General features: G+C 35.1%; 10 protein-coding genes and 1 tRNA gene. 10 read left to right on the plus strand and 1 reads right to left on the minus strand.

Features of this window, described 5'->3' with window-relative positions; translation table 11 throughout:
* Positions 1 to 124: 124 nt before the first annotated feature.
* From pyrG to JHK64_RS04815, 4 genes are all read left to right on the plus strand, one after another.
* Positions 125 to 1,729, plus strand: coding sequence for a CTP synthase (pyrG, locus tag JHK64_RS04800; protein WP_199567869.1), 1,605 nt, complete (start codon positions 125 to 127; stop codon positions 1,727 to 1,729).
* A gap of 70 nt (positions 1,730 to 1,799) precedes the next feature.
* The gene (locus JHK64_RS04805; RefSeq protein ID WP_199567870.1) at positions 1,800 to 2,729 is read left to right on the plus strand and encodes an alpha/beta hydrolase; all 930 of its coding nucleotides are present in this window, start codon (positions 1,800 to 1,802) and stop codon (positions 2,727 to 2,729) included.
* 48 nt (positions 2,730 to 2,777) lie between these two features.
* Positions 2,778 to 2,863: transfer RNA gene (locus JHK64_RS04810), tRNA-Leu, on the plus strand.
* 147 nt (positions 2,864 to 3,010) lie between these two features.
* Complete coding sequence (locus tag JHK64_RS04815) at positions 3,011 to 3,892, plus strand: class II fructose-bisphosphate aldolase (RefSeq protein ID WP_199567871.1); 882 nt, start codon at positions 3,011 to 3,013, stop codon at positions 3,890 to 3,892.
* A gap of 157 nt (positions 3,893 to 4,049) precedes the next feature.
* On the opposite strand, the gene JHK64_RS04820 is transcribed toward JHK64_RS04815, so the two are convergent.
* Positions 4,050 to 5,003 carry a helix-turn-helix transcriptional regulator gene (locus JHK64_RS04820; RefSeq protein WP_199567872.1) on the minus strand — a complete coding sequence of 318 codons (954 nt, stop codon included), beginning with the start codon at positions 5,001 to 5,003 and terminating at the stop codon, positions 4,050 to 4,052.
* Between the two features lie 222 nt (positions 5,004 to 5,225).
* Between JHK64_RS04820 and ptcA the strand changes: the two genes are divergently transcribed.
* From ptcA to JHK64_RS04850, 6 genes are all read left to right on the plus strand, one after another.
* Positions 5,226 to 6,266 carry a putrescine carbamoyltransferase gene (gene ptcA / locus JHK64_RS04825; RefSeq protein WP_199567873.1) on the plus strand — a complete coding sequence of 347 codons (1,041 nt, stop codon included), beginning with the start codon at positions 5,226 to 5,228 and terminating at the stop codon, positions 6,264 to 6,266.
* A gap of 42 nt (positions 6,267 to 6,308) precedes the next feature.
* Positions 6,309 to 7,667: an APC family permease gene (locus JHK64_RS04830; protein WP_199567874.1), complete on the plus strand. Its 1,359-nt coding sequence runs from the start codon at positions 6,309 to 6,311 to the stop codon at positions 7,665 to 7,667.
* 12 nt (positions 7,668 to 7,679) lie between these two features.
* On the plus strand, positions 7,680 to 8,777 hold the full coding sequence (aguA, locus tag JHK64_RS04835) for an agmatine deiminase (RefSeq protein WP_199567875.1): 1,098 nt from the start codon (positions 7,680 to 7,682) through the stop codon (positions 8,775 to 8,777).
* A gap of 245 nt (positions 8,778 to 9,022) precedes the next feature.
* A complete protein-coding gene (gene rpmB, locus JHK64_RS04840) occupies positions 9,023 to 9,211 on the plus strand; it encodes a 50S ribosomal protein L28 (protein WP_018370332.1) in 189 nt (62 codons plus the stop codon).
* 136 nt (positions 9,212 to 9,347) lie between these two features.
* The gene (locus tag JHK64_RS04845; protein ID WP_199567876.1) at positions 9,348 to 9,713 is read left to right on the plus strand and encodes an Asp23/Gls24 family envelope stress response protein; all 366 of its coding nucleotides are present in this window, start codon (positions 9,348 to 9,350) and stop codon (positions 9,711 to 9,713) included.
* Positions 9,713 to 11,374 carry a DAK2 domain-containing protein gene (locus JHK64_RS04850; RefSeq protein WP_199567877.1) on the plus strand — a complete coding sequence of 554 codons (1,662 nt, stop codon included), beginning with the start codon at positions 9,713 to 9,715 and terminating at the stop codon, positions 11,372 to 11,374. The genes JHK64_RS04845 and JHK64_RS04850 overlap by 1 nt, the downstream gene beginning before the upstream one ends.
* The last annotated feature ends 63 nt before the right edge of the window (positions 11,375 to 11,437 follow it).

Consider the following 11,437-nt stretch of genomic DNA (forward strand, 5'->3'; position numbering starts at 1 on the left):
AGATTGACAAATTTATTAATATAGTTTATATTATTTACTGGGCACCTCTTTTTGAGGTCAACTAAGCTCCCTAAGCAATTAGGGAGCATTTTTTATTTTTTAAAATCTATTAAAGGAGCAAAAGATGACAAAGTATATTTTTGTGACAGGTGGTGTTGTTAGTTCTATTGGTAAAGGGATTGTAGCAGCTAGTTTGGGAAGATTGCTTAAAAATCGTGGTTTAAAAGTAACGATTCAAAAGTTTGATCCTTATATCAATATTGATCCAGGAACCATGAGTCCTTATCAGCACGGAGAAGTCTATGTAACAGATGATGGTGCTGAGACCGATCTTGACTTGGGTCATTATGAACGTTTTATTGACATTAACCTTAACAAATATTCTAACGTCACAACAGGTAAGATATATAGTGAGGTTCTTAAAAAAGAACGTAAAGGGGAATATCTTGGTGCAACTGTTCAAGTCATTCCTCATATTACTGATGCCTTAAAAGAAAAAATTAAAAGAGCTGCTTCAACAACAGACTCTGATGTTATTATTACAGAAGTTGGTGGTACTGTTGGTGATATTGAAAGCTTACCGTTTTTAGAAGCTCTTCGCCAAATGAAATCAGATGTTGGTAGTGATAATGTGATGTATATCCATACAACACTCCTACCTTATTTAAAAGCAGCTGGTGAAATGAAAACCAAGCCAACACAACATTCGGTTAAAGAATTACGAGGGTTGGGGATTCAACCTAACATGTTAGTTATTCGAACAGAAAAACCAGTTGAGCAGGGCATTAAAAATAAACTAGCCCAATTTTGTGATGTAGCACCAGAAGCGGTTATCGAATCACGTGATGTTGAACATCTTTACCAAATCCCTTTAAACATGCAAGCTCAGAATATGGATCAAATTGTTTGTGATCATCTTCATCTTGATGTTCCAGAAGCTGATATGAGTGAATGGACAGCAATGGTTGATAAAGTTATGTCGCTTAAAAAGAAAACTAGAATTGCTCTTGTTGGAAAATATGTTGAACTTCCTGATGCTTATTTATCTGTTGTTGAAGCACTCAAACACTCTGGTTATGTCAATGATTCAATGATTGACTTGAAATGGGTAAACTCTAACGATGTCACAAAAGAGACTGTTGACTCATTATTATCTGAGGCAGATGGTATCATTGTTCCTGGTGGATTTGGAGAAAGGGGAACCGAAGGAAAAATTGAGGCCATTCGTTATGCACGTGAAAATGATGTTCCTATGCTAGGAATTTGTCTTGGCATGCAACTTGCCTGTGTTGAATTTGCAAGAAATGTTTTACACTTAGAAGATGCTAATTCTTCAGAACTGAATCCTGAGACTAACTATCCAATTATTGATATCATGCGTGATCAAGTTGATATTGAAAACATGGGAGGAACTTTAAGACTTGGTCTTTATCCATGTAAACTAAAAAACGGTAGTGTTGCTGCTAAAGCTTACAACAATCAAGAGGTTATTCAAAGACGTCACCGTCACCGTTATGAATTTAATACTAAATTCCGTGAACAATTTGAAGCAGCAGGTTTTGTCTTTTCAGGTGTCTCACCAGACAATCGCTTAATGGAAGTTGTTGAATTGCCTGATAAAAAATTCTTTGTGGCAGCGCAATATCATCCTGAGCTTCATAGTCGTCCAAATCGTCCAGAAGAATTATACACAGCCTTTGTTACAGCTGCTGTAACAAATGGCCAATAAATGAAAACAAAGAACTTCAAGTAGATTGGAGTTCTTTATCTTTTGCTTGAAATAAGTTATAATAACAACTATGAAAAAGTTAACCTTATCAAAAATCATCATTATTTTTATAGGACTTATCAGTATGCTTTCTCTCGCAGCAACCTTCTATTTTTTCAATGAAGCACAAGTAAGAGCTGAGAAATCGTTTATTAATAATAAACCAACACCTGAAACAGATCCTCTATATGTCTATGAGAAAGAATTTGCAACCTTAGAAAAGACAACCCTAGAAATGACAAATGGTGGACTTAAACAGGTGGCTTGGTACGTAGAGGCTCCTAAAAAGACTGATAAAACTGTTATTGTTGTCCATGGTTTTTCGTCAAGTAAGGAAAGAATGATGGCTTATGGCTGGTTGTTTCACAAATTAGGCTATAACGTTCTGATACCAGATAATATTGCTGCAGGAGACAGTGAAGGACGTATCATTGGTTATGGCTGGAATGATCGTTTAAATATTATCAAGTGGTCAGAAATTTTAATAGATTCTAAACCAAATAGTCAAATCATCCTTTATGGTTTATCCATGGGAGGTGCTACTGTCATGATGGCTAGTGGAGAAGAAGAACTCCCTAAACAAGTTACCGCAATTATCGAAGATGCTGGCTATACAAGTGTTTGGGATGAATTGGTTTATCAAGCAAAAGACATGTACAACTTACCAGCTTTTCCACTTCTATATCAAGTTTCTGCCATGTCAAAAATTCGCGCAGGATTTACCTATGGAGAAGCTAGTTCTATTAAACAATTAGAAAAAAATACCAGACCAATTCTCTTTATTCACGGCTCAGCAGACAAGTTTGTTCCAACTGAGATGGTTTATGAGAATTATGAGGCGACAACAGCCCCTAAAGAACTCTACATTGTTGAGGGAGCAGACCACGCCAAAACCTTTTCGACAGATATTAGGGCCTATGAAGAAAAAATTGCCAGCTTTTTAAAGAAATATGATAAATAATATTGACAGATAAGAGTGAAATTGATATAATCTACTATGTTGTCAATCGCGGGGATGGCGGAATTGGCAGACGCGCAGGACTAAGGATCCTGTGACCGCTTTAGGTCGTGAGGGTTCAAGTCCCTCTCTCCGCAAATTAAGGACCAGCTTTGCTGGTTTTTTTGTTTTCTCATTAAGAAAGCGTTTTTTCTGATTCCTAAAGACTGGTATTTTTAGGGAGAATGTGATAAAATGAACGAGTAATAGGAATTATCCTAAAAAATATTGAGGAGGCTCTTAAAATGCCAATCGTTTCAGCAGAAAAATTCGTTAAAGCAGCACGTGAAAACGGCTATGCTGTTGGTGGATTTAATACAAATAACCTTGAATGGACACAAGCTATCTTGCGTGCCGCAGAAGCTAAAAAAGCTCCAGTTCTTATCCAAACATCTATGGGAGCAGCTAAATACATGGGTGGTTACCGCGTTGCTCGTAACCTTATTGCTAACTTGGTTGAAGCAATGAATATCACAGTGCCTGTAGCTATTCATTTAGACCATGGTCACTACGAAGATGCCCTAGAAGCTATCGAAGTTGGTTACACATCAATCATGTTTGATGGTTCTCATTTACCAATTGAAGAAAACCTTGAAAAAGCGCGTGAAGTAGTTGCTTTAGCACATTCAAAAGGTATTTCAGTTGAAGCTGAAGTAGGTACTATCGGTGGTGAAGAAGATGGTATCATTGGTAAGGGCGAGCTTGCTCCAATTGAAGACGCTAAAGAAATGGTTGCAACAGGTGTTGACTTCTTAGCAGCTGGTATTGGTAATATTCATGGTCCATACCCAGAAAACTGGGAAGGATTAGACCTTGACCACTTGAAGAAATTAACAGAAGCTCTTCCAGGTGTGCCAATCGTTTTACATGGTGGTTCAGGTATTCCTGATGAGCAAATCAAAGAAGCTATCAAGTTAGGTGTTGCTAAAGTTAACGTTAACACTGAAGGCCAAATTGCCTTTTCAGATGCTACTCGTAAGTTTGCAGCAGAATACAATGCTAACGCAGCAGAATACGACAAGAAAAAATTATTTGATCCACGTAAATTCTTAGCACCAGGTATCAAAGCCGTTCAAGATGCTATTGAAGAACGTATCGATGTTTTCGGATCAGAAAACAAAGCTTAGCCATAAGTTATTATGAGAGTCTGCCTTATAAGGTGGACTCTTTTTTATTATTTATAATGAAATTTTTAGAATTAATATTAAACATAGAAAATAATAAATAAAACCTGTCATCAATTGAATGACAGGTTTTTTAATAATAACAAAGCTTGATAATAAATTATTTGCGATATGATTTTAAAAAATTTTCTTTTAAATCAAAGAATTCTTTTCGAGTATGGATATTCATTTTTGAATAAATATTATGAATATGAGCTTTTACGGTACCGACAGATAAGAAAAGTTGTTGTGCGGTTTCTTGATTATTCTTTCCTTTAAGGATAAGTTCACAAATTTCTTTTTCGCGATCGGTTAATTGGTAATTATCAAAGAATAAGTTAAGAAAATCATTGGACTCAGATAATTCATTATTTCCTGTTGGATGTTTTGAAAATAAACTATATTGTTTATCTATCAAGTAGTAATATAATGCTTCTCCAGAAATAAAAAGGGAAAAAATATCTTCTGAAAAATTACGATTTTGTATTTTGATATTAAGAAAATGATAATTATCTATATTGAAGATAACAAAGAGATCCTCTATGGAGATTAGAGTTGCAAAAACAATACAAATCCATCCTAGTTGCTTTAAATAGAAGATTGTTTGATTTTTATTGAAATTCTTAAAAGCTAAAACTCCAGTATAAAATAAGAGTAATTGGTTGGGGAAATAATAAAAAAATACAGTATAAGCAGAATTTGGAAATAATGAGCAGAGTGCCATCCATAATGAAATTAGTATGACCAGTACATAGTGAGAGCTCCTTAGTTTTGTTTTTCCAATGTATTGAATTAACCAGAATTGGCAAAAATTATTGACGGTAAAAACAATAGTTTTTATAAAAGGCATACCGGAAAAGGTTTGATTATAGACTTTCGAAAATGAGAAGATTAACTCTGTCATTGAAATGATAGTATTATCAATTATAAAGAATATAAAATAGAGTGCTAGTATTTGATGAAAGATTTTTTTAGAAGGATTGTCTTCTTTTAAACTTTGGGCAATTGCTAGTGTAAAAACTGCTACATAAGCAATTATGATGAAAGTATTGTATAGATAAGTTAATTCAGCCATATATTACTCCACCCCCGTAAACCTTTTATTAAATTATAACATAATTTAATATATAAGAGACTTAAACTCATGGGTTATCTCTATAAACCTTTATTAAACTATTATTGAAATCATTGTCTCGGTGAGATAAATGATTTAATCCTAGATTATACCAGAAAGTTTATTGTAAACGCTTACAATGTGTTGTAAAGTGAGACTATCAAATACAGGAGGTCGTTGAGTATGACAAAACGTGACTATATTACAACAGAAACCTATACAAAAGAGGAGTTGCTCTATCTGGTAGAATTATCCCTCAAAATTAAAGCATGTATCAAGAACGGTTATTATCCCCCGCTTTTGAAAAATAAAACATTAGGAATGATTTTTCAACAATCCTCAACACGTACTCGAGTATCATTTGAAACTGCGATGACACAACTTGGAGGACACGCCCAATACCTGGCACCTGGACAGATTCAACTTGGAGGCCATGAAACAATTGAGGATACATCTATAGTAATATCTCGCTTAACAGACATTATTATGAGTAGAGTTGAGCGACATAAAAGTATTGTTGATTTAGCTAAATACTCTTCTGTACCAGTCATTAATGGGATGTCTGATTATAATCATCCAACTCAAGAATTGGGAGATTTGTGTACAATAGTGGAAAATATACCGAAAGGTAAAAAATTGGAAGACTGCAAGGTTGTGTTTGTTGGAGATGCAACGCAAGTATGTTTTTCACTTGGTCTAATCACAACCAAAATGGGGATGGAATTTGTTCATTTTGGTCCTAAAGGATTCCAATTGAATGATATGCACAAAGGAAAATTAGATGAAATTTGTGCGGTTTCGGGTGGAAGATATACTGTAACTGATAATGAAGAATCTATTGTAGGTGCAGATTTCCTTTATACGGATGTCTGGTATGGTCTTTATGAAGCTGAATTATCTGAAGAAGAACGTATGAGAGTATTTTTCCCTAAATATCAAGTTGATGCTGAAATGATGGCAAAAGCTGGTAAAAATTGTAAGTTCATGCATTGTTTGCCCGCGACTCGTGGTGAAGAAGTAACGGATGAAGTTATGGATGGTGTTAATTCTATCTGTTTTGATGAAGCTGAAAATCGATTGACTTCTATTCGCGGTTTATTAGTTTACTTGTTGAATGATTATTATGAGCAAAATCCATATGATTTAGACAAACAAGCAAAAGCAAAGGTAGATTTGGAAGCTTTATTAAGAAATAAGCAATTAGAGGTTGGAGAACCTTCATAGATTGTTCTCCTGCTTCCCTACTTATCAGAAAGGATGAGTAAGATGGAAGGTAAGAAAAAATTTAGTTTATTTAGTGCAGTTTTATCTGTTATTTGTGTGGTATTTGTAGCTGAGGCCGCAGCACCTGTTGCAGCTATTGGGAGTTCACAGTTTTTTTGGTGGCTCTTTCTTTTAATTGCATTTCTTTTACCATATGGTTTAATCTCTTCAGAATTAGGAACGACCTATATTGGTGAGGGTGGGATTTATGATTGGGTTACAAAAGCATTCGGTCATAGATGGGGATCACGTGTTTCATGGTATTATTGGATTAATTTTCCATTGTGGTTAGCTTCTTTAGCTGTTATGGTTCCTGATTTATTGACAACGATAACAGGTATTGAATTCTCTACCATATGGGCAATAGTGATAGAGTTGGTTTTTATTTGGATTATTGTATGGATTAGTTTTTATCCTGTTAGTGATAGTCTATGGATATTAAATAGTGCTGCTGTTATAAAAATGATTTTAGCGATGCTTGTGGGCTTGTTAGGCCTTTATGTTGCTTTTACAAAAGGAATGGCTAATGAAATGAGTCTTAAATCGTTGTTACCAAGCTTTGATTTGAATAGTTTATCTTTCATATCTGTTATCATTTTTAACTTATTAGGCTTTGAAGTTATTTGTACTTTTGCAGATGATATGGAAAATCCAAAGAAACAAATTCCACAGTCAATTATCGTGGCTGGTATCGTTATTGCAGCAATTTATATTTTTTCTGCTTTTGGAATTGGAGTAGCTATTCCTGTTGATGAAATTTCAACAAGTAGTGGTATGATGGATAGTTTCAAATTGTTAACAAATTCCACAAGTGGCTGGTTTATCATTCTAATGGCTCTTTTATTCTTGTTAACATTATTTGGTAATATGATTTCATGGTCTCTAGGTATTAATAATACTGCTTGTTACGCTGCGGAAAATGGCGATATGCCATCTTTCTTCTCAAAGCGTAGTGGAAAAGATAATATGCCAACCGGTGCAGCTCTTATGAATGGTTTTGTCGCAAGTTTTGTAGTGATTATAGCACCGTTTTTACCCAATCAAGACTTATTCTGGTCCTTCTTTTCATTAAATCTAGTCATGTTCCTACTATCATATGTACCAGTATTTCCAGCCTTTTATCGTTTACGGAAAATTGACCCTGATACACCTCGTCCATTTAAAGTTGGTGGAAATGATTTGATGTTAAAAATCATGGTGATTGTTCCTATGATTATCATTTTAATTTCTTTAATTTTTACAGCATTTCCGTTATCTTTTGACACAGAAACACTAACATCTATGTTACCGATAACAATAGGATCATTTATCTTTATTATATTAGGTGAAGTCATAATAACAGTAAAAAAAATCAAAAAATGAAAGGAGCCCATTATGGCTAAACGTATTGAAGGGACAACCCCTAAACAAGATGGCTTTAGAATGCCAGCAGAATTTGAAAAACAAGAACAAGTTTGGATGGTCTGGCCAGAAAGAACGGATAACTGGCGAGAAGGTGCTAAGCCGGCTCAGAAAGCTTTTGTAAATGTAGCAAAAGCTATTCGTCAATTTGAACCAGTGACCATGTGTGTTAATCCTAGTCAATATCAAAATGCGCGTGCGCAATTGCCAGAAGATATTCGAGTAGTGGAAATTACTAGTGATGATTCATGGGTTAGAGATTCAGGCCCAACCTTTGTCATCAATGACAAAGGAGAAATAAGGGCAAACGATTGGACTTTTAATGCTTGGGGAGGGCTTTTTGACGGACTTTATTTTCCTTGGGCAAATGATGATCAAGTTGCCCAAAAAATTTGTGAAATTGAAAATGTAGATAGTTATAGAACAGAGGATTTTGTTTTAGAAGGAGGATCGATTACAGTAGATGGAGAGGGAACTCTTATTACAACTGAAATGTGTCTTCTAAGTGAGGGGCGCAATCCTGAAATGACAAAAGAAGAAATTGAAGAAAAATTGAAAGAGCATCTCAACCTTGAAAAAATTATCTGGATAAAAGATGGTATTGACCCTTATGAAACAAATGGTCATATTGATGATGTGGCTTGTTTTATTCGCCCGGGAGAAGTAGCTTGCATTTATACAGATGATGTCAATCATCCTTTCTACAAAGAAGCAAAAGCAGCTTATGAAACTCTTTCACAAGCAACAGATGCTAAGGGTCGTCAATTAAAAATTCATAAACTTTGTTTGACAAAAAAACCTTGTTATCTACAAGGAGCAGACACTATTGATTTTGTACAAGGTACTTTACCTCGTGAAGAAGGAGAAGTATCGATTGCCTCTTACATGAACTTTCTTATTGTAAACGGTGGTATCATTTTACCTCAATATGGAGATGAAAATGATAAACTTGCTGTCCAACAAGTACAAGAAATGTTCCCAGAGCATAAAATTATAGGTGTTCGTACAGAAGAGGTTGCATATGGAGGAGGAAATATTCACTGTATTACTCAACAGCAACCAGCACGTTAAATATAAAATTCTGTATTAGAAATGTTCATTCTTATTAAAACAAAGCTTAGCCATAAGTTATTATGAGAGTCTGCCTTATAAGGTGGACTCTTTTTTATTTGAAATTAGCTCAAATTCTTTATGTAAAGACTTTGATAACAAACATTTCAAGAAAATGTCCTTGCTATCTTTTTTAGCTTATGTTATAATACTACGGTATGTGGTGCTAGCACATCCTTATATATTCTACGTAGGAGGAAACACAAATGTCTAAAGTATGTTACTTTACAGGTCGTAAGACTGTATCAGGAAACAACCGTTCACACGCGATGAACCAAACAAAACGTACTGTTAAACCAAATCTTCAAAAAGTAACTGTTTTGATTGATGGAAAACCTAAAAAAGTTTGGGTCTCAGCTCGTGCACTTAAATCTGGAAAAGTAGAACGTGTTTAATAGAAAGGGCGAAAGCTCTTTTTTTATTACTCAAAAACAAAGAAAGATAAGCAAGTTAATGAAAAGACAGGGATTTTTTTACAATGTCTTGATAATATGATAAAATAAAGTAATAAAAACTTTTGAGGTAGTGAATATGACTGTAAAAATTAATACAAAAGATGGTCAAATTGAATTGTCAGACGATGTTATTGCAACAGTTGTTGGCGGTTCAGCAACAGAAATTTTTGGTGTTGTTGGAATGGCAAGCAAAAGTACACTAAAAGATAATTTTCAAGCTCTTTTGCGCAAAGAAAACTACGCAAAAGGTGTTGTTGTGAAATCAACAGAAGAAGGCATTTCTGTCGATGTGTACACTGTTATGAGTTATGGTGTTAAAATTAGTGAAGTGTCAAAAAACATTCAAGAACGTGTTAAATTTAATCTTGAAAACCAATTGGGAATTTCAGTGGATATGGTCAATGTCTATGTCCAAAATATCAAGGTGGTAGGAGAAGACTAGTGTCAAATATTACAACAAGTTTATTCCAAGGAATGGTACAAGCAGCAAGTACTCGTCTTAACAAACAAGCTGAATACGTCAACTCATTAAACGTTTTTCCAGTACCAGATGGTGATACTGGAACTAATATGGGTATGACCATGGAAAATGGTGCCAAAGAAGTTGCAGGAAAACCTGCTAAAACAGTTGGTGAAGTGGGAGAAATTCTCTCAAAAGGTCTTTTAATGGGAGCCAGGGGAAACTCTGGGGTAATCACTTCACAACTATTTCGTGGTTTTGGTCAAAGCATCAAAGGAAAAGAAGAACTTGATGGCAAGGACTTGGCACAAGCTCTTCAATCTGGGGTTGAGGTTGCCTATAATGCTGTTATGAAACCTGTTGAAGGGACTATTTTAACAGTCTCTCGAGGAGCAGCAAGAGCTGCCATTAAAAAATCTGAAGAAACAGATGATGCTGTTGAAATTATGCGTGCTGCACTTGATGGTGCAAAAGCTGCTTTAGCTAAGACTCCCGATTTACTGCCAGTTCTTAAAGAAGTTGGTGTTGTTGATTCGGGCGGTCAAGGTCTTGTCTACATCTATGAGGGCTTTTTATCTGCATTGACAGGTGATTATATGGTGTCAGAAGAGTTTGAAGCCACTCCAGCGATTATGAGTGAGATGATAAACGCTGAGCACCATAAAGCGGTTGTGGGACATGTGGCAACTGAGGACATTACATACGGTTATTGTACAGAAATTATGGTAGGTCTTAAACAAGGACCAACCTATGTCAAAGAATTTGATTACAATGATTTTCAAAATTACCTCAGCAATCTCGGTGATTCTCTTTTAGTGGTTAATGATGATGAGATTGTAAAAGTCCATGTCCATACAGAAGATCCAGGTCTTGTCATTCAAGAAGGTCTCAAATATGGTGCTTTAATGAAAGTTAAAGTGGACAATATGAGAAATCAACATGATACACAAGTCCAAAAAGTAAACGACAATGAACCAAAAGAGCGTAAAGAATATGGTATTATTGCCGTTGTTGCAGGTGAAGGACTAGCAAATATCTTTAAATCGCAAGGTGTTGATCATGTGATTTCTGGAGGGCAAACAATGAACCCCTCTACAGAAGATATTGTTAAAGCAATTGAAGCAGTTAATGCTGATAATATTATTATCTTACCAAACAATAAAAATATTTTTATGGCTGCTCAAACAGCGGCTGAGGTTGTTGATGTCCCTACAGTAGTTGTAGAATCAAGAACCATTCCTCAAGGCTTTACCAGTCTATTAGCCTTTAATCCTTCAAATCCTCTTGAAGAAAATTTTGAAGCTATGACTGAGAGTCTATCAGATGTGACTAGTGGTAGTGTGACATTAGCGGTTAGAGACACCACCATTGATGGATTAGCGATTAAAAAAGATGACATTTTAGGAATGGTTAATGGTAAAATTGTTGTCTCAAACCCTGATATGGAGAGTGCTCTTAAAGAAACCTTCAATCAGATGATTGATGAAGATAGTGAGATTATTAGCATCTACGTCGGTGAAGACGGTTCAAAAGAAATATCAGACAAGATTGTTAGTTATCTTGAGGAAACTTATGATGATTTAGACATTGAAGTTCACCAAGGAGATCAACCTGTTTATCCATACTTGATGAGTGTTGAATAATTAGCAAATGATAATAAAAAGTCGTTAGAGTATTCTAACGACTTTTCTCTTAGTTGAAAATCT

The organism is Streptococcus zalophi (genome assembly GCF_016481285.1).
In the GTDB taxonomy this organism is placed as follows: domain Bacteria; phylum Bacillota; class Bacilli; order Lactobacillales; family Streptococcaceae; genus Streptococcus; species Streptococcus zalophi.